12 protein-coding genes and 2 pseudogenes are annotated in these 18,570 nt (G+C 57.1%); 4 read left to right on the top strand and 10 right to left on the bottom strand.

Going from position 1 to position 18,570, the window contains the following annotated elements:
• The first annotated feature begins 37 nt into the window (after nucleotides 1-37).
• Both KGA98_RS15010 and KGA98_RS15015 read left to right on the top strand, forming a co-directional pair.
• Nucleotides 38-1,405, top strand: coding sequence for a DUF1329 domain-containing protein (locus tag KGA98_RS15010; protein WP_223502695.1), 1,368 nt, complete (start codon nucleotides 38-40; stop codon nucleotides 1,403-1,405).
• Nucleotides 1,406-1,657: 252 nt separating this feature from the next.
• A pseudogene (locus KGA98_RS15015) lies at nucleotides 1,658-2,057 on the top strand (hypothetical protein).
• 173 nt (nucleotides 2,058-2,230) lie between these two features.
• Here the strand turns inward: KGA98_RS15015 and KGA98_RS15020 are convergent.
• From KGA98_RS15020 to KGA98_RS15045, 6 genes are all read right to left on the bottom strand, one after another.
• Nucleotides 2,231-4,150 (bottom strand): acyl-CoA synthetase, encoded by a 1,920-nt coding sequence (locus KGA98_RS15020; protein ID WP_223502696.1) that lies wholly within the window; start codon nucleotides 4,148-4,150, stop codon nucleotides 2,231-2,233.
• Between the two features lie 53 nt (nucleotides 4,151-4,203).
• On the bottom strand, nucleotides 4,204-7,668 hold the full coding sequence (locus KGA98_RS15025; protein ID WP_223502697.1) for an indolepyruvate ferredoxin oxidoreductase family protein: 3,465 nt from the start codon (nucleotides 7,666-7,668) through the stop codon (nucleotides 4,204-4,206).
• Between the two features lie 151 nt (nucleotides 7,669-7,819).
• On the bottom strand, nucleotides 7,820-8,809 hold the full coding sequence (locus KGA98_RS28505) for a fumarylacetoacetate hydrolase family protein (protein ID WP_223502698.1): 990 nt from the start codon (nucleotides 8,807-8,809) through the stop codon (nucleotides 7,820-7,822).
• Between the two features lie 102 nt (nucleotides 8,810-8,911).
• Nucleotides 8,912-9,505, bottom strand: coding sequence for a VOC family protein (locus KGA98_RS15035; protein WP_223502699.1), 594 nt, complete (start codon nucleotides 9,503-9,505; stop codon nucleotides 8,912-8,914).
• A complete protein-coding gene (locus KGA98_RS15040) occupies nucleotides 9,502-11,394 on the bottom strand; it encodes an FAD-dependent monooxygenase (protein WP_223502700.1) in 1,893 nt (630 codons plus the stop codon). Before KGA98_RS15040 ends, KGA98_RS15035 begins: the two co-directional genes overlap by 4 nt.
• A 14-nt stretch (nucleotides 11,395-11,408) precedes the next feature.
• Nucleotides 11,409-13,283, bottom strand: a complete 1,875-nt coding sequence (locus KGA98_RS15045; RefSeq protein WP_223502701.1) for an FAD-dependent monooxygenase — start codon at nucleotides 13,281-13,283, stop codon at nucleotides 11,409-11,411.
• A 259-nt stretch (nucleotides 13,284-13,542) separates the two neighbouring features.
• Between KGA98_RS15045 and KGA98_RS15050 the strand changes: the two genes are divergently transcribed.
• Together KGA98_RS15050 and KGA98_RS15055 are read left to right on the top strand one after the other, a co-directional pair.
• Nucleotides 13,543-13,797: an alpha/beta fold hydrolase gene (locus tag KGA98_RS15050; RefSeq protein ID WP_223502710.1), complete on the top strand. Its 255-nt coding sequence runs from the start codon at nucleotides 13,543-13,545 to the stop codon at nucleotides 13,795-13,797.
• Between the two features lie 829 nt (nucleotides 13,798-14,626).
• Nucleotides 14,627-15,142: a GNAT family N-acetyltransferase gene (locus KGA98_RS15055; protein WP_223502702.1), complete on the top strand. Its 516-nt coding sequence runs from the start codon at nucleotides 14,627-14,629 to the stop codon at nucleotides 15,140-15,142.
• A 520-nt stretch (nucleotides 15,143-15,662) separates the two neighbouring features.
• Here KGA98_RS15055 and KGA98_RS15060 read toward each other — a convergent pair.
• The 4 genes and pseudogenes from KGA98_RS15060 to KGA98_RS15075 form a co-directional block, all read right to left on the bottom strand.
• Nucleotides 15,663-15,890: a YMGG-like glycine zipper-containing protein gene (locus KGA98_RS15060; protein ID WP_223502703.1), complete on the bottom strand. Its 228-nt coding sequence runs from the start codon at nucleotides 15,888-15,890 to the stop codon at nucleotides 15,663-15,665.
• 11 nt (nucleotides 15,891-15,901) lie between these two features.
• Nucleotides 15,902-16,240, bottom strand: coding sequence for a hypothetical protein (locus KGA98_RS15065; protein WP_223502704.1), 339 nt, complete (start codon nucleotides 16,238-16,240; stop codon nucleotides 15,902-15,904).
• A 231-nt stretch (nucleotides 16,241-16,471) separates the two neighbouring features.
• Nucleotides 16,472-18,019 carry a lytic transglycosylase F gene (locus tag KGA98_RS15070; RefSeq protein WP_223502705.1) on the bottom strand — a complete coding sequence of 516 codons (1,548 nt, stop codon included), beginning with the start codon at nucleotides 18,017-18,019 and terminating at the stop codon, nucleotides 16,472-16,474.
• A gap of 431 nt (nucleotides 18,020-18,450) precedes the next feature.
• Nucleotides 18,451-18,570 (bottom strand): annotated as a pseudogene (locus KGA98_RS15075) (IS30 family transposase); the annotation flags it as partial.

Below are 18,570 nucleotides of genomic sequence, written 5' to 3' on the forward strand. Positions count from 1 at the left end.
TGGGGGCCCGACTTAACTTTTCATATGGAGCACAATCATGCCAATCAAGTATTCGCTGTTATCGGCGGCGGTCGCCCTGTCCCTTGCCGGTCACGCTTTCGCCGCGGTGTCCCCTCAGGAAACCCAGAAGCTGGGCACTTCACTGACCCCGCTAGGAGCTGAAAAATCTACCAATGCGGCCGGCACGATACCCGCGTGGACCGGTGGCCTCACTTCCGCACCAGCAGGCTCCAATTTCAAACCTGGTGACCATCATCCGGATCCGTTCCCCGAGGACAAGGTCCAGTTCACCATCGACAAATCGAACATGGAACAGTACCGGGCCAACCTGACACCCGGGGCCATTGCATTGATGACGGCTTACCCGGACACCTTCAAGATTCCGGTGTACGTTACCCGACGCTCAGGGGCCGTACCGCAGTGGGTATATGAAAACACCCGGAAGAACGCCACCACCGCCGAACTGGTCGATGGTGGCAACGGGTTCAAGCATGCCATTGGGGGCGTCCCGTTCCCGATTCCGGGCAGTGGCGTGGAAGCTATCTGGAACCATATTGTTCGTTACCGCGGCACCTATACCGTGCGTACCGGTGTCGAGGTCGCGGTACAGAGCAATGGCAGCTACGTCCCAATTCGCGCCAAGACACAAGCATTGTTCAAGTACTACTTTCCGGGAGCGACCTTTGAGAGCATCGCCAACCGGATTTTCTTCTTCCTTCATCAGGTCAAGACGCCCGCTCGGCTTGCGGGAGAGGCCTTGCTTGTGCACGAAACCCTCGACCAGGTTGCCGAGCCGCGCCAGGCGTGGATCTACAGCTCGGGTCAGCGCCGTGTAAGCCGCGCGCCGAATGTCGCCTTCGATTCGCCGATCATCGAGGCGGATGGCCTGCGTACGGCGGATGACTCCGACATGTACAACGGATCGCCCAGCCGATACGACTGGAAGTTGCTGGGCAAGAAAGAAATGTACATTCCCTACAATAACTACCGACTCACGGCCAAAGGCGTAAAGTACGATGACGTGCTCAAGCCTGGCCATCTAAATCCGGAGCTGACGCGCTGGGAGTTGCATCGCGTCTGGGTGGTAGAGGCCAATCTGAAGCCAGGGTCACGACATATCTACTCCAAGCGCGTGTTCTTCCTGGATGAGGACAGTTGGCAGGCCGCCGAAGTGAATCAATATGATGGTCGTGGCGAGTTGTGGCGCGTTTCGCTGGCTTACCTGAAGAACTACTACGATCTTCCAGCCACCTGGAGTGCACTGGACGTGTACCACGACCTGCAGTCCCGTCGGTATAACGTGCAGAACCTCGACAGCGAAGAAGAAACCAGTTTGCAATTCAACTTGCCGGTTCCCGAGGACAGCGAGTTCTCACCCGCCACCCTTCGCCGTGGCGGCAGGTAAGTCACTGGCCTTTACGCTCTCTACCGCTTTGCAAAGGTAATGAGTTGACCGGGCTGTGCTGCCGCGATCCTCACGATACCCGCCCCGATGGCGGGTATCGTGTTTATGGGGAGAGACGACAGATTTCTCGTAAGTGACTGCCAAACACATCTGCCTCTCACGTTTTCACACCGCTTGAAAATGCTATGCGAAAGGGGTCAGATCGCCTTTATACGTCAAACCAGCCTATGTCTCGTCGCCAGGGGTCTATCAATGCCACTGAGCTTTCATAAAATGCACGCCAATGGCGATGACTTCGTTATCGTGGACTCGCGAAACTCGTCCAATCCAATCACAAGTAACATGGCTCGGCGAATGGGTGATCGGAACCGAGGAGTCGGATTCAATCAACTCGCGGCGGTGCTCGATTGCGCTGATGCAGATACGCATTTGGGAACTCTGGCGGGGTACTCCGCTCGGCTCAGGTTCCTGCTCTTGTGGCGCTGTGGTTAACGGAATTCGTCTTGGCTTGCTAGACAATTGCGTTGAGGTTGAATGTGATGGCGGAACCGTAACGGTTCAATGGGATGGCGCAGGACCTGTCTTTCTCATCGGACCAGTAGAGGCGACTTTCTCGGGAACAATCACCGATAGCAAGTTACACGCTCTATAGATGCTGGAAATTTCTCGCATGTTCGCCAGCTCGACTTTGGCTGAAGTCTTAAACAACCGCTGCCAAGTCGGCGAACTGGCAATTCATCGGCGTGGATCACACCGTGTCCGGTGTCGTCAGTGGTCAGGTCGACCGCAAGCGCTTGGTCAAGTGGCGTGCAATTTCACACCATCTCATGCAGGGTAGCTGCCGCTTTTGAAGGTGTACTTTGCAAGTCGTTGACGCAGTGCTTCAGCATCACCACTGTGCGGGCTCCACTGGACAAGGAACGCCCCGCCCTCCCCCGCAAGGACATCCAGCGTCGCAAGCGTTACACCACTGGCAATGGCTTCGTCACGGACAACCCACTCGATTTCCCGGCGCACCAGTTCCGGCTTGAACAGTTTCCCGACAGCCGTCACCGGCAGTGCTTCCACGACACGCACGGCCTTGGGCAACGCCGGACGTTCAGAAATGTTGTCGCTGAGATAATTGAGCAATTCGCCGGCGCTGACCTGCTCCCCTTGCCGCAGTTGCACATACATGACGGGAACTTCCCCCGCGTAGGCATCGGGGCGACCGACAGCCGCGGCGATGGCAACCGAAGGGTGACGGGCCATGACCTCTTCGATGCCTTTCGGGTCGATATTGTGTCCGCCACGTATGATCAACTCCTTGCTTCGCCCGGTCAGCCAGAAGTATCCGTCCTCATCCAGCGTTCCAAGGTCTCCGGTGATCAGCCATCGAACGTGCTGTCCGTCGTCATCGGCAAACTCGACCCAGACATCGCGCTCGTCAGCCGGGTTCAGGTAGCCCTTGAACAGATTCGGCCCACAAATGACCAGACTGCCAGCCTCGCCAGGCAACGCCTCGCGGACAAAAGTGGACTTGTCGCGCAGGATTACAATTTTCATGGCTTGCCAGGGTAACCGAAGGCCAATCGACCCCAGCCGGGAGACTCCACCCGCCGGATTCAGGCTCGAGACACAGCCACCCTCCGTCATGCCGTAGCCTTCAAGAAAAGGGACTCCGGTATTCGCCGTGAATCGGTTGAACAGCTCCACCGGCATCGGTGCCGCACCACAAATCGCATACTGCAGGCTGCTGATATCGGCATCACCGACCGGCGTCTGTATCAATGAGGAATAAATGGTCGGAACGCCCGAGATCGCATTGACGGCATAGCGCTGGATGATTTTCCAGAAATCGCTGATCACCCCCTTGGACCGATACCCTTGTGCCGTGGCCAGCAGAACGTGTGCGCCTTGCGACCATACCGCCAACCCTGTAAGGATCTGGGCGTTGACATGAAACAGCGGCAAGCCTGCGAGAAACGTAGTCTGCGGCTTTAGAAAATCCCCTCCTAGCATCCGCGCTACCTGGATAGCATTTGCAACCTCGGTTCGATGGGTGCGGATGGCGATTTTTGGCGCCCCCGTGGTCCCTCCGGTGCAAAAATACGAGGCCACATCGTCGAGAGTGGGCAAGGCAAAGACCAGGCTGTTGCCCTCTTGCCCTTCCAGCGCTTGATGAAAGTCCAATACCGGCTTGTTGCCTGGCGTAACCAACGGCTGACCGGACCAACCGAAGGCAGATCGCTCGCCATAACGCTGAGCACACACGCTGAAAATGCCTTCGACGGAATCCACCTGGTCCGCCACCCCGCTCACCCTGTCCCAGAGGTCCGCATCGTCGCCAGCAGACACCGTCACAATCAGCCTGGGCCCGGCTGCATCGAGCAACATTTTCATCGTCGTGGCATCAATCATCGGGTTGATCGCCATGACAATCCCGACCGCTTCCGCGCCCCAGATGACCCAGTGTGTTTCCGGTAGATTCGGCAGCACAAAGGCAATGACGTCTTGGCGACCAACACCACGCTCATGAAACATGTTCGCGGTCCGGGTGATTTGCTGCAGCAGCTCTGCGTGGGTCCAGACATGGGGCTGGTCATACCCTTGCACCGATGCAAAAAACGACAATGCCGGCGCAGACGGCGACATCAATGCACCATGCTTGATCAGGTCATAAGTCGAAGCAATGTCACCAAACGGAAGGGGCCCCTGCGCCTCAAGGTCAACTACATCTGAACGACAGAAAATGTTCATTGCCATGGCAAACCTCATGTGGAAAGTGATCGCAATCCCGGGAAATCTTTCAAGACAGCTCAATGCAGCCCGACAGTCGGCGTCTGGGCTAACCCCCTGCGCAAACGCAGTCGATGTTCAAAAGCCAGGTGTGCCTGTGCTTCGCGCACATGCCCGTAACCCCTTACGGTTTCCGGCCACTGGGCCAGTTGGTAAAGCGTCTCGGTTGACTCACTGCCTATGCTGGAAATGATTAATTCCAGATCCTGCTCATAGGCCTCGCGCACCTGCTTATTGAGGCGTGCCTCGGCACCGTTGCGCAGCGGATCCAGCCACGTGCCCCTGACATGCCGAAGCGTCGACAGGACCCGGAATACCGGTTGAATCCAGGGGCCTACTGCGGTTTTGCTGATCTGTCCGGTTTTTTCATTCCTTCGTCCGAACGGACCACCGGCGAGATGGTATTTGACCTTGAAGTCGCCAGAAAACCTGGCTCGAAGGGACTCTTTGAACTCGGGAGAGGCATACAACCTTGCCACCTCGTACTCATCCTTGACGGCGATAACGCGGAAATACTGGATCGCGACCATGCGTGTCAGCTGCTTTGCCGCCTGGATGTCGCCAAGGCCACTTGCCAAGGCAGCCTTCAGTCGCCCAAGCATTTGCGAGTAGCCGTCACAGATGCGCTGGTTTTGATAGCGCAGCAGTCTCTGTTGTCGATCGGCAATAATGCTTGCCGGCGTCTCATTGCCAATGCTGACAACCTTTACCGGCTCGGCTGGAAGGGCCTCGCGACTCACCGCCTTGATGTCATGTGCAGCCCAGCGCCCCAGCGCAAAGGCCTTCAGGTTTGACTCAATGGCCACACCATTGAGTTGTATGGCCTTCTCGATCGACGCCAGGGACACCGGAATCAGTCCGCGCTGCCAGACAAACCCGAACAGCATCATATTGGCCAGGATCTCGTCAGCGAGTAATGCAGACGCCATGTGCCGGGCATCCATGAACTCGACACGCTCCCCTAGCAGTTGCTGCAAGCGGCCGCGTAGCTTGGCCTCATCGACATGCCAGTCCGGATTTCGGGAGAAATCACTGGTGGGCACAACGCCGCTGTTGACCACGGCAAATGCATGGTCACGATCCAGGCGAGAAACACTTTCATCACTGGCGGCAACGATCAAGTCGCAGCCAATCATGACCTGCGCCTCCTGGTCACCTATTCGCGCGCTGTGCAGAGCATCCTGACTGCACGCCAGGCGAATGTGCGAGCCAACCGCGCCATACTTTTGCGACAGCCCGGTAAGGTCCAGAGAGCTACTGGCCTTGCCATCCATATGGGCGGCCATGGTCAACAGCGCGCCAATGGTCACGACCCCCGTACCGCCTATGCCCGCCACCAGTAGCGAGGTCGGAGGAAAATCGACGGGGATTCGGGGGGCTGGCAGCGCGGGAATCTTGAGCTTCGCGCCACTGCTTCCGTTGCGAGGCAAATCGGCCCCCTCGAGTGTCACAAAGCTCGGGCAGAAGCCTTTGACGCAGGTGAGATCCTTGTTGCAGGAACTCTGATTTATCTGCCGCTTGCGGCCCAGGGGTGTCTCCAGCGGCTCAATGGACAGGCAACCCGACGCCTGTCCGCAGTCGCCACAGCCCTCACAGACTTCCGGGTGAATATAGGTACGAACCTTGGGGTCCGGAAGCTTGCCGCGTTTGCGCAATCGGCGCCGCTCTGTGGCACACGCCTGGTCATACAGGATGACCGACACGCCTGGGTACTCGCGTAGTTCGCGCTGGACCTGCTCCAGATCGGCGCGGTCATACACAGGGACCCCCAGCGTCGCCCGCCGTTGCTCATAGGCATCCAGATCATCGGTCACAATAACGACTTTCTTCACCCCTTCGGCAAGCATCAGGGCCAAGGCCTTTTCGACACCAAGTTCGCCATCAATGGGCTGCCCTCCGGTCATCGAAACGAAGCCGTTGAGCAACAGCTTGTAGGTCATGGTGGCTTTTGCGGCGACGGCTTGGCGGATAGCCAGAGCCCCCGAATGGAAATACGTGCCGTCACCCATGTTGGCAAACACATGTGGCTCGTCAGTGAAGGGTTCCTGACCTAGCCACATCACGCCCTCGCCTCCCATCTGCGACACGGTGTTTGTCGTTTCGGGGTTATTCAGCATGGCGATGGTGTGACAACCAATGCCCGCCAAGGCACGACTGCCCTCCGGCAACCTGGTTGACGTGCTATGCGGACAACCGGAACAAAACCCCGGTTTACGCAAAGGGAACTCGCTCGGGTCACAGGCGTGGGCAGCCACTGGCGGTAGATCGATACCGAGCAACCCGGCCAGCGATTCCATGATGCTCTGTACGGAGAGTTCGTTATTGATGGGCAGGACCGCCTCCCCACGCTCCACGGACCACTCGCTGGAACCGACGAATTTCCCGCGAATAACCGGCGGTTTCAGCAGTTGAGCATCGTAAAGAATCGACTTGGTTTGTGATTCAAGCAAAGGACGCTTTTCCTCAACGACGAGGATATCCCCCAGGCCAGTGGCAAACTCCCTGATGATTGCATCATCAAGCGGCCAAACCATGCCGACCTTGAGCACACGCAGCTGTTGGCCTGCCGGACTTTCAGCTGTGACCCCCAGGCGCTGCAAGGCCTGCATCGTGTCGCTATAGGCCTTGCCTGCGGAAATGATGCCGATAGTTGGCGCAGGGGATTGCCACTCGATGCGGTTGAGCCCCGATCGCCGTGCAAACTCCACAGCCGATGGCAGGCGTCGGGTGGTCAAGCTCTGTTCGACATTGAGGGCGTGCTCAAAGGGCTTGAGTCGCCGAACTTCTTCCGCGGGTGCCCAGGGTATAGAGGGTAACTTGCCGATCTCGACATCGGCGCCGGACTCTACGACATCAGTGACCAGCTTAAGTCCCACCCACAATCCGGTGGCTCGCGACATCTCGATACCCAGCAAGCCGAAATCCAGAATGTCCTGCACCGTTGCCGGGTACAAAACCGGGATACCGGCGGCAATCAGGGAAAAGTCGGACTGGTGGGCGATGGTCGATGATTTTGCGCTGTGATCATCACCTGCCATCACCAGCACGCCGCCTCTGGAACTGGTGCCTGCGTAATTGGCATGCTTGAGTGCATCCAGCGCACGATCGACACCAGGTCCCTTGCCATACCAGATGGAGAACACCCCATCGACTGTCGCCTGCGGGAACGTGCCCACATACTGGGTACCCCATACGGCAGTCGCCGCCAGTTCCTCATTCAAACCCGGCATAAAATGGATGTTGGCGGCCTTGAGCAATGAACCGGTAGCCCAAAGTTCCATGTCAAAGCGACCGAGGGGCGAGCCCCGGTACCCCGAGATAAAGCCACCGGTGTTCCAGCCTTTAGCCGTATCCCGACGTCGCTGATCAAGCGCAAGACGCACCAGTGACTGATTCCCTGTGAGATAGACCCTGCCCTGCTCGAGGGTAAACTTGTGATCGAGACTGACGGGCTTAAACTGATCAGCAATTACATGAGTGTTCATATCTATCCTGATATTTAGGGGGCGAGCCGCACATTGACGTTCCCGAGCCGACCGACAAACAGCAGCCAGCCTGTGCCCGAGGAATCTCACTCAATGATTCAAATAACTGATCCAAGACCGGCGCTATCGCTTCCGGCTGAGAGGGTAGTGCCTACCAGTTCAGACCATGCTGATCGGGCTGGACCGGCAGAACCCTATTGACCATCGAACCAAGACCTTCAATATCGATCTCGACCCGATCGCCGTCCTCGAGGAAACGCCAGTGTTCGATTCCGGCACAGTTCGGTACGCAGCCCGTTGCGAGCATTTCCCCTGGAAAAATGGTTTCCGACCAAGAGGCGTAACTGACGATTTTTTCGATTGAATGGGTCATCTGGTTTGTGGAACCCTGGCCGACCACCCGACCGTTGACTCGAACCTGTACCGCAAGGTTGCCCGGGGTGATGATTTCATCGGCAGTGACCAGCCAGGGTCCCAGGGCATTGCTCCCATCGAAATCCTTGCCCTTTGCCGGGCCGGCGCTCGGGCGACTCTGCATTTCCTTGAGCAACTGGGTGCGCTCGGAAAAGTCATTGAAGATCAGATAGCCAAACACATGCTTCATAGCATCCCGCTCGGCGATGTTCTTGCCACGAGTGCCAATCACCAGGGCCAGTTCTGCCTCATAGTCGAGCCGACAGCCTGCCCGTGGACGGCGAATTTCACTCTGGTGACCCGACAGGCTGAGCCGTGCACCCTTGTAATAGACTGGGGACTCGAAGAAATACTTCGGTATCTTCATCAGGCCCAGATGCACAAGCAGCAGGTTGGGTAAGAACCCCCTAGTGTTCCTGATGACCTGCGCGAAAGCGTTCTTCATGTGTTGCACGTACACGCTGAAGCAGCGAATCTGCGACGGTTCCAGCGGTGGGAGAAAACTGATGTCGCTCTGTGCATAGAGACAGTCCAGTGGAACATCTTTCTGCTCCAGTAGCGCTCTCAGCAACGGCAGCGTCTCATCCTGGGCCTCAATGAGCGCCTGCATTGTCGCGAAGCGCTTATCGGCGGCCCTCAGGGCCGTGACATCCAGCACCTTTCCCGATGTGCCGAGCAACCCTAGGTGCGCATGAATGTGTCCAGTTGAAAAAGTGCAAAGCTTCACAAGGCATCGTCCTTTGGCAGTTGGTTCTGGATCTACGAAATGCACGCATCGGCGGGCCGGGCAAAAGCCAAGCCTCATCCGACCTTATGCGCTAAAGCACCATCAGGATTTGGGCGCGATGTGCCGCATGCGGTTGACTTCGCCCTGCTTGAGCAGTTCGGGAACCGGATATCCGCTTTTGAACCCCTGAAGCATCAATTCCGGGTCGAACTCGACGCCAATAGCGTTTTGCTCAAAGGCGCCGCTGGCAAAGAACTCGGCCAGTTCCTCCTCAGAAGTGAAGTTGTCGACTTGCAACTCAACCTGTGCGCCATCCGGATCAATGAAGTAGAGGGAAGTCGTCGGGCCATGATTGATACACCAGACCGGCTTGATATCCACTGCCTTCAATCGCTCGTAGGAGTGGAGCAAATCGCCCAGGCCAGCGAAGGTAAAGGCGACATGATCCATGCCGATACTTTCGCGCTTTTTCGGCGAGTAATTCGGTGTATTGATCAGGGCGACCCGGTGATGTTCATCATCATAGGAGAGGAAGCAGAGCAACTCGTTCCTGAACATGATCCTGGCGCCCAGGACCACCTGCCACCAGTGAATTTTCTCTTCAAAGCACCGCGTCGTCAGGACGATGTGCGCCAGCTTTTTCGGTGGTATCGCATCAGTATCAGGACAGGCGATGGGAAACTGCGTAACGTTCACGATACGTTCTCCTTTGATGCAGGTAGGCTGACCTGCTGATGTGTTGCCATGAGTGCGACAAATGCCTGTTCCAGCATGAGTGCTTTCGATAAACCAACGCCTCGCAGCGAACTGACGACCACCCCATCACCCCGCACAACCAGTGCACCCTCAAGGGGGATGCTGAAGGTTGTTTCGAATGCATCCGCGTGCATGGAAAAATCGGCTTGCGCCTTGGCGCAGATGAGCGGTACCACCATACGAATGCCGTATCGAACCTCAATCTCGTCGACAGCCACTTGCCAATCGACTTGAAAATCCCCCCAACACACCAAGGTAATCGGTGCCTGGCGCACAAGATCGCGAGAAGAAAATTCAGCATCAGTGTCCGTTGACCAGACATGGGGCAACAGGGCACCAGGCCAGCAGATGGGGTCGTAGTTCGTGCGTGCCTTGGGGTGTCCCGGAGCGGGTAATTCCGTGTCAACCGAGAGAAAACCACTGGTTGTCACATACCCCAAGTCCGCCCCCATGCTGAGGTAGACTTCTTGCTGCAGGGCCACGGCGAATGCCACATCTTTCCTGGCTCGTTCACCGCAGAGTGACGCCTGCTCCAGACGCTCCAGCCCTTGAAGTCCCTTGCCAAGGATCAAGCCCAGCAGACGCTTGCGCTGGTTGGCACTCAACAGCCTGAACAAGGGAAACCTAGCCAGCTTCTGAATCTTTTGAATGCCCGAGGGATCGAGCCCGGCAGCGCGTATCACCTTTTCGGAAAGTACCGTCAGGTCACGGGTGTACTCAGCCAGGACCTCAAATTGCTGACGCCTTTCAGGCTCAAATGATTCAAGCAACAGCTCCACGAGTGCCGTCGAGGGACTTGCGCCTAGATACGCGGCTACTCGCCAGGCAACTGAACTCGCATCCGCTGCGGCCTGGCAAATCCCGAACCCGCCCATTGCCGTCAAGCCCCAGGCGGCGTCACCAAGTAGAAAAACCCTTCCCGCACGGTTGGTCCGCGCATGACGCAGCGACATCGTCCACGGCCGTACGCTCTTGATTTCGACCGAGACGTTGTTTGTGCCAATCGCCGCGCATACCATCTGCCGGGCATCCGCGACAGTGAGATCCTGCGCACTGAGCAGATCCGGAACCGAAGCGGTGGTCAGCACCCACTCGTGTTCTTGGTTCGTATGGTTTGTCAGTGTCCCGACAATCCTGGCGTTAATGATCCAGTACAGCGGACCTGGTCTAGTGCAGGTATAAGCAGAAAGGTCGGCCAGAAAGTGGATCTGGAGAACCGGCTGCACGTCGGTTTCCGTACTTTCAACCTGCAACAGCTTTCTAACCGTGCTGTTGCTGCCGTCCGCCGCCAGGACAAAATCAGCCTGGCGACTGCCGCGTACACCGTTCACTGCGACGTATCCGACCGTACACACGCCATCGCGCTGCTCAAGCGATTCGATGCGTGTATGTTCCAGGTACTGAATGTTTGGATCGGCACGCAACCTGGTCATGAGTTGCGCTTCGACGACATTCTGGGAGATGTGCAGGGGCCGGCACGGACTGGCAGAGAGCAACTGAACCGTATAGACAGGATCGTTGCCTACGGGCGCGAGCTTGGCCAGCTCATGTCCAGCCAACGACGTACACCAGGTGATGTAGCGCAACTTGAGTGTGGGGGCGCTCAGCTCACGCAGCCCATCTGCGAGCTCCGAATCTATCGCACGTATCACTTCAAGGACTCGAGCCGACCATACGGAGCTTCTGGGATGGTCGTCCCCACTGCCAGCATCGAGCACCATCGAGCGAATACCGAACTTCGACAACAACATTGCGGCCAGCATGCCCGCCAAGCCAGCACCGACGACGATCACTGAAGGTGACTGCACTCCCCTCGCCGAAGAGCTCATTTTCCGGGTCTCCATCAGGAATACACCTGCATTGCGCCAACCTGCGGATCGCTGTCGAGTCGATTTGCCGTGAAGTCTTTGCACAGCATTGCTCCCAGTACTGCGAGCAGGCTGTGCTGCGGGTTCTCAGTGGTACCCAGGGCACCACGCCAGCCGATATGACCATCAGGACGAACCAGAATCAGCGCATCCTGGAGGTTGTCGTTGCACCCCAGGATCATCGCCAACTCAGCGGCATCTGTGTGCTTTTCCAGATCACAGCCGCGGACCTCGTAGCCGATACTTGAAGCGAGCTCACGGGAAAGCCCCTGTACCAAACCACCAGCGTTGCCATAGCCCAACAGCAGAAACCGGGACGCTGAAACCAGCTCGTGGGAAGAGATCGCGCCGATAATGTTGCGCAGTTTGAAATGCGGCATTCGCGCACCCGGACAGAAACTCTGGACGTACTGAATGACGGGATTTTCCGGACGCGGCGGCTTGCCTGCATCCGCAAAAATGGCGTTGCTGGCGTACACGTGCCCCAGATCCAGCCCAATCACATTGAAGTGCTCGAACTGCTGATCGGCGGCGTGCTGGACTTTTTGTTTCTCCTGGCGCCACTTGCCGCTCGCCGCATTCCCAACCTGATCCAGACGTGCTGAAATTCGTCCGAACAACAATGCCTTGATCGAGTTCTTGACCCATAGCGGCGCCATCCTTGCCAGCGCGTTGGAGCGCACCTTGGCCAAGGTCGACAAGTCATTGCCATCGAGCCCCGCAGCCTCCATCACCCTGTTCATCTTCTGGTGATTGTTCAGGCTGACCCTTCCGTTCTCGAGAGCAACCGGACGCCGCTCTGCACCGTAGGTAGCCAGAAGCTCGCGACCCGCTTTGCCTTTGAGCACCATTGCCAACTTCCAGGCAATGTTGTGTGCATCCGCCACTCCGGCGTTGAGCCCCAGCCCGCCGGTCGGCGGATAGCGGTGTGCCGAGTCGCCCACCAGAAAAACCGAGCCCTTGCTGTAGTGTTCGGCTACGTGGCACTGCATGACCCAACTCGAAATGGCCCGGATCTTCACCTTGATGCTGTCATCACCCAAGGCGTCCTTGAGCATTCGTTCGCAGCGTGCGCGTGGAAAGTCCTTGGGCGATTCCATTGGGGGCGAATAGGGCGTCATGAATACCGCTAGACCGGCCGGATCATGAACAATCAGCCCTCCCGGCGCGCGAGGGTTCATCAGCCAGTAGATCAAGGTCGGCTTCTGAATATGCCTCCTCATATCAGCCTCGAAACTGATCGACATGAGATGTGCCACACCGGTTTCGCCGTCCATCGTGATCCCGATTCGACGACGTACTGCGCTACTCGCACCATCCGCGCCAATCAGGAATCGGCTCTTGATTGTATGTTTGTCACCGGTGAGCTGATGAATCACCGCTGAAGAAACACCGTCACCCTGATCGTCACAGCTTTCCCAGCGAGTATTAAAAAGCACGTTGATCTGTGGGCGTTTCAATACTTCGACATACATCAACTTTTCCAAGTGATGTTGTGGAATGTTTGTCACAGGGAAGCGGCTGGATCTTGCATATTGGGCGGCATAGTCATCTTGCCAAATGTCGATGCAAGCCAGATCAGGACCGGATATCTGGCTGCGCCAGTTGATGAAAGCGCCCTTGACCAAGGCATGACTTTCAACAGAGCCCATACGCGCTTCGGACAACCCCATCTCGGCCATGATTTCGCGCGTTCGAGCACTGATGACATGCGCCTGGGGTTCGCCATGAAGCTCACCTCTTCTTTCCACGATCAGGGAATCGATTCCCTGGTCCGCCAATAGAATTGCCGTTGCCATCCCCGCAGGACCACATCCGACAATCAAGACCGAACATTGCTTAATAGCCATTTTGCCCCTCGAAACCACGTGTTGCCCCTCATGGAGGTGCCGACGATTTTCAGTTTTTCGAGCTTATACTTATATAAGTATAAGCGTCAATCACTGGTTATCGCCTTATGCTTACGGAACGACTATGGGGGATTCAGCTCCGCTCAGCCCGATTCGCGTGGGTCAGCGCCTTGCGCACTGCGGCCACGCGCCGAACTGCACGTGTTGCCGGGTGCGGATCACGATCTGCGGTGGATCGAGCGCCACCTGGCCTGAAACCATGCTCCATGGACAAACTATTGCTCAAATTGCTCAGGTCATCGCAGACGGCGCACCTTCGAGATTCGTCCTGGGCGGCCTTTCATTGGGCGGCTATGTCGCAAGGTCGCTCGTAAAACAATTCCCTGACCGTGTGGTGGGTTTAGTGTTGATTGCGATGTCACTACGCCCAGACACGCCTATGCAGCAGCAACTCAAGCAAGCCGCAGTGAAGACATCTGCACAGGGGGAATTTCGCGGGTTGAGTTCGGCCTAGATTGCCAAGTCGGTGCACCCGCAGCGTGCAAACGACAACGTCTTGATCGGCCGTATTCGTGACATGGACACGCGAATGGGTCATGAAGTGTTTGCTAGGTAATCCCTCTTGGTTAAGGACGACATCGCGTCATGCAATATTCAGTGCCCGACCCTGATCATTGCAGGTGCGCAGGATAAACTCAGACTGCCTGAAGAGGCACAGGAGTTGTGTGATGAAATCCCAGGAGCTTGCATGGAGGTGGTGGAGGAATGTGGCCATATGATTCCACTGGAGCAGCCTGAAAGCTGGCCCTGCTGGTTTCGAGATGGCTGGATACAACGGGCTAAAGGCATCCGTAGCGTGTGATCGGCCTCCACTTTCTCGACCTGTGAACGTCTTCTATGGTTCGATTGCAGCCGGTTGTGGCAGGCAGCAATCGGCCAATTGCAGTCGCTGGCGAAAGGACGAAAACGGGTGCATCGAGCGCCGGGGAGCTGGCTGTTACGACCATCGCGGCAGGACAGCCCGCAACCGTCCCTTCGGCTGGCAAAAAATCCCGATACTTTGATTACACTAAAGCAGCTTGGGACAAGTGGACCTCTCCCGATTCTTGTAAGGTGCAAAAGTGAACGTCAACTGGGACGGCTTTTTGCCGATCCGGGGCGAAATCATCGTGATCGACGACGGCCCGACGCTGCGCGAATAAAGTCCACATGCACCACTAGAGGGTGCAACCGCGCAGCGACTCACGAGTTTCCATAACTCTGCCGTTCTAGAGCCAAGGACTCAAAGAAAACCCCACGATTGTGGTAGGTTTGCTGCACGCCAGACCATCGAGCCATAAAACATGCCTGTCTCCAGCGCCCGCCTGATCTACAGAAAACCTGAACTGAGTGACGGTACTCGCCTTTTCGAAATTTACAGCGATCCTCAAACCCAGCTCTTCAATCCGGCAGGACCGATGAGAACTACAGATCAAGCCGAAGCTCTTTTATCCACCTGGATCGAGCACTGGACCCAACAGGGGTTTGGATGGTGGGCTATCGCGGAAAAAGCATCTCCGGATTACATCATTGGCTTTGGCGGAGTGGGCTATTACGACTATCTGGGTGACCTGCGGCTAAATGTTGGCTACCGCTTCGCCAGCGTGGCCTGGGGCAAAGGCTACGCAACAGAAATGGGCAAGTTCGCGCTGAACCTTGCCTTCACCACGCCGGGCAACGAGCGCATCTGGGCTGTGGTTCGACCGGATCACACCGCCTCCATCAAGGTTCTGGAGAAGATTGGAATGCAACGTTGTGGGGTGCTGGATGATGCGCCAGGGATGCCAGCGAGCCTGGTTTTTGAAATCGAAAAAATCTGAATGCGCCGAAACAGGCCGCTGAAATGTATGGCCAAGGCCTGGGCATTTTTCTGCTAAACGGCGAATGTCCGTTCTGGGTCGGTTGCTGCCCTTGGTGACAGGCAGAAATCGGCCATTAGCTGCCGCTAATCAATGTCTGCTTCTGATTGATAGTAATGATCTATCCCTGATCCACCACCGCGACGGTCGAGGAAAGTCCGTTGCTATTCGGCCAGTAGTGGACGTTTGGAGTACGGAAATAATTGTCCCCTTTTTTTGTCTATCATCGCGCTGTCGCAGGACAACTCGCTCGCGCAAGCCCGGCTCGACAATGTCGAGCTCGGGGGGCAGAACCCGCTGCTGGAAACAGGCCATTGCCTGCGCAAGTAGGAACTCTCGATCTGCTGCGCCGCTGCTTCAGGGCGACGCGACGAGCTGAAGGGTACAGCCTCCCCCCGGTGTCGAGGTGGAGCGCGGCTGATTGGGCCTGCCGATGATCGATGTCAGAGGGAGGCCCCTGCCATAGCGCGGATTGGCCCGTCTACTTCTGCTGCCTGCTACCTTTGATGTTGCCGGCAACCCCACCGGCGACGGCACCGACCGCTGCGCCGGTCCATCCACTGCCACCGGAGATCGCGGCAATGCCAGCGCCGGCCGCAGCACCGATGGCCGCACCACTCACCGTCCCCTGCTGCTGAGCGGACATCGAGGTGCAGCCGATCACACCCGCTGCGGTGAGGACTGCGGCAAACAATTGCAACCTCTTCATGTTCACCTCCGCTACTTATTCTGTTTCAGTCCGGGCAAGACCATCTCGAACCAGATGGTCTCGATGACGGGCCGTTTCACGCGGTCGGGATTGGCGGCGTACCACTGGTTCAGCCCTTCGCGCACACTGTCGAGCGTATGGCCCTTCAGGCCCTTGCCGAAACGCGGAATCAGGCTCTGCTCATCGGACGGCGGCTTCGACCCGTAGTAGGCCCTCTCCACCTGATAAGCGTTGGCGATGCCGATGAGATAGACCTTCTTGAGCTGCTCCGACGACTGCGTCCATTGCTCGCCGGTGATCATGGCAACCTCTTCGGCACGGGTAATGCCCGATGCCGTCGCCAGGGTCATGCATGCCGCCATTACCAACGTACTCATTCGCAATGCTCTCATCGTCTTCCCTCCTCGATAGGCTGAACCTCAACGCCGTGGTGCGACGTGCACCGGGGCCCCAGGTCGATTCGCCAGAACGCACTTCGAACCGGTCAAGCACACCGGAGCTTTATCGGGCTCTCGCCGGGGCCCGAATATCAATGCCCGCGCCCACAATTGCTCCCGCTGCACACGAACTACGCAGCAGTCCTACTCAGGCTCAGCCATGATCCCTTCCGCCGCGCGCTGCTTCGCCTCCCGCGCTTCCATGATCAGCCGATAGGCAATGTAGTACTTGTAGATGTTGCTGACGTAAGTCACTGTCTCCGCGCCGATTCGCTCGGCAGCAACGTACTCGACGTTATGGAACCAGATGTTGGGATCCAGCCCGCGCTTGGCGGCTTCCTCGCGCAATCGGGCAACTCGGGCGGGACCGGCGTTGTACGACGCGAAGGTAAACAGGACCTTATCCAACTCGGTCATCGGTTCGTCACCGTAGTACCTGTCTATCATCGTCCGCATGTACTTGACTCCAGCCTCGATGTTCGACTGGGTTTGCCTGATATCACCTACCTTCAGCTCCTTGCCTGTCGCCGGCATGACCTGCATCACGCCGATGGCTCCCACAGGGCTTCGAACGGATTGATCAAGCCGCGACTCCTGGTATCCCTGAGCAGCCATCAGCAGCCAGTCGACACTGTACTTGTCGCCGTACTGCTTAAAGAACTGAATCAAATCGAGGAACTTCTTCCGCTCCGACGTGGATGCCGCGTCCTTGATGTATTTTGCGCTCTTCAGATAGCGCACCAGAATCATATTTCCCGTCTTGGTTCCTTTTCCGTGACGGACGACAAAGTCATCAACAGCAGCTTTGAGTTGCGGGCTCCCCTTCCGTATCGCCCAGGCAATTTCTCCCCCCGTGCGGACGGCAATCCCTTCGTGGACCGTTACCTTGGGAAATACCTGCTTCCAGAGGTCCGCTTTGTGCTTGTCCATGACGATGAGTGGTAGCAGTCCGGCATTCAGCATCTCGACCAGATCCTCGTCCTCCAACTCCTCCTGCGCCAACTTGATGGTCACCTGAGGCCGACTTTCTGCGGCAAAGCGCTTGTTTAGCTCGACCAGACTCTCGTAGTAGCTGGAAGACTTGCGAACGAATACCTCCTTTCCCGCCAGATCGTCGATGCTGACGACCTGTGGTGAAGCGGGACCGGACAGGATCACTTCGCTGACATTGGTATACGCGGGCACAGAGAAGTCCACCAGTTCCCGTCGCCCTGGGGTAATGGTGAGGTTGGACGCAGCTATATCGCCCTTCCCGGCAACTAGCGCCGGCAGTAGTTGGTCCCGACTAACCGGGACGAAGACCACTTGAACCTTCAGATGTTTCTTTGCCTCCGACTTTGAAGGCGCCATTTTCTGGTTCAGTTCCTTCTCGAACACACTGAACCAGTCGTAGGTCGCGCCGCGCTGGGTGCCCTTGTTGACGAAGTAAAAGGTCTTGCTATAGATCGTGAGGACGCGAATGATCCGCCGTTCCTTCATCGCCTCAAGATCACCGGTCCACGGCTTCTGGATCTCACTCGGATCGACGGTGAGCGTCTCCGAGGGCGGTGTCTCTGAGAATTTGACCGCATCAGCGGCAAGAGCCGGGCCGATGTGCATGGCCCAGAGAATTGTCGCCAGTCCAACGATGATCAGCCGCAAGCGCGTCGCGCGATGCGCCAAGGGGTGAAGTTGCTGCGACAGGTTCAGCATGATTGCGCTCCGATTGTGTCGCGAACGGCCCTACTACTGCTTAGCGATGGTTTAAGCATGGGGGCGCGGCAGAACGCGACAGCAGGATCGTTACTAACCAGTCACCGCGACTCAATTCACGTTTAACTAAGCCTGTCCCAACAGACAAGTTTAGATGCCTGAGTGAAAGCCACGATGTTTTTGACACATGCTGGAACCGTCGCGACAACAGGCACGCACCGCAGACGAGCCCCTGATCCAGGTAACTGCGCGTAGAGCTGCCCCAACTTGGATGCCTCCAATCGCCGACTCAGCGGCGCAATACAGTTATCGCCAGTAAATTCTGAAAACGCTATTTTCAGAGCTTGGAGAGTGTCTTTGAAAGATGCGGCGACTCAGTCTGCTTTTCGCGGGTTTCTGTCGGCTCCCACCGGCAGCTATGGGTTGTGGATTCAACCGGTCGACGCAACAGATTGGCTAAATCGTTCAGCGGGTGTTTCGTAGTCTAGTGTTTTCCGAGGGCGGCTATTTAGCTGCCTTGCGACTTCATTGAGCGTGGCTTGCGAGTGCTC

Source organism: Pseudomonas sp. BF-R-24 (assembly GCF_019947335.1).
Taxonomy (GTDB): domain Bacteria; phylum Pseudomonadota; class Gammaproteobacteria; order Pseudomonadales; family Pseudomonadaceae; genus Aquipseudomonas; species Aquipseudomonas jessenii.

Bases quoted from the DNA above. Each gene is read 5' to 3' on its own strand.
- KGA98_RS15010 (WP_223502695.1), top strand. From the start codon at position 38: ATGCCAATCAAGTATTCGCTGTTATCGGCGGCGGTCGCCCTGTCCCTT.
- KGA98_RS15020 (WP_223502696.1), bottom strand. From the start codon at position 4,150: ATGGCAATGAACATTTTCTGTCGTTCAGATGTAGTTGACCTTGAGGCG.
- KGA98_RS15025 (WP_223502697.1), bottom strand. From the start codon at position 7,668: ATGAACACTCATGTAATTGCTGATCAGTTTAAGCCCGTCAGTCTCGAT.
- KGA98_RS15040 (WP_223502700.1), bottom strand. From the start codon at position 11,394: ATGAGCTCTTCGGCGAGGGGAGTGCAGTCACCTTCAGTGATCGTCGTC.
- KGA98_RS15045 (WP_223502701.1), bottom strand. From the start codon at position 13,283: ATGGCTATTAAGCAATGTTCGGTCTTGATTGTCGGATGTGGTCCTGCG.
- KGA98_RS15050 (WP_223502710.1), top strand. From the start codon at position 13,543: ATGCTCCATGGACAAACTATTGCTCAAATTGCTCAGGTCATCGCAGAC.
- KGA98_RS15055 (WP_223502702.1), top strand. From the start codon at position 14,627: ATGCCTGTCTCCAGCGCCCGCCTGATCTACAGAAAACCTGAACTGAGT.
- KGA98_RS15060 (WP_223502703.1), bottom strand. From the start codon at position 15,890: ATGAAGAGGTTGCAATTGTTTGCCGCAGTCCTCACCGCAGCGGGTGTG.
- KGA98_RS15065 (WP_223502704.1), bottom strand. From the start codon at position 16,240: ATGACCCTGGCGACGGCATCGGGCATTACCCGTGCCGAAGAGGTTGCC.
- KGA98_RS15070 (WP_223502705.1), bottom strand. From the start codon at position 18,019: ATGCTGAACCTGTCGCAGCAACTTCACCCCTTGGCGCATCGCGCGACG.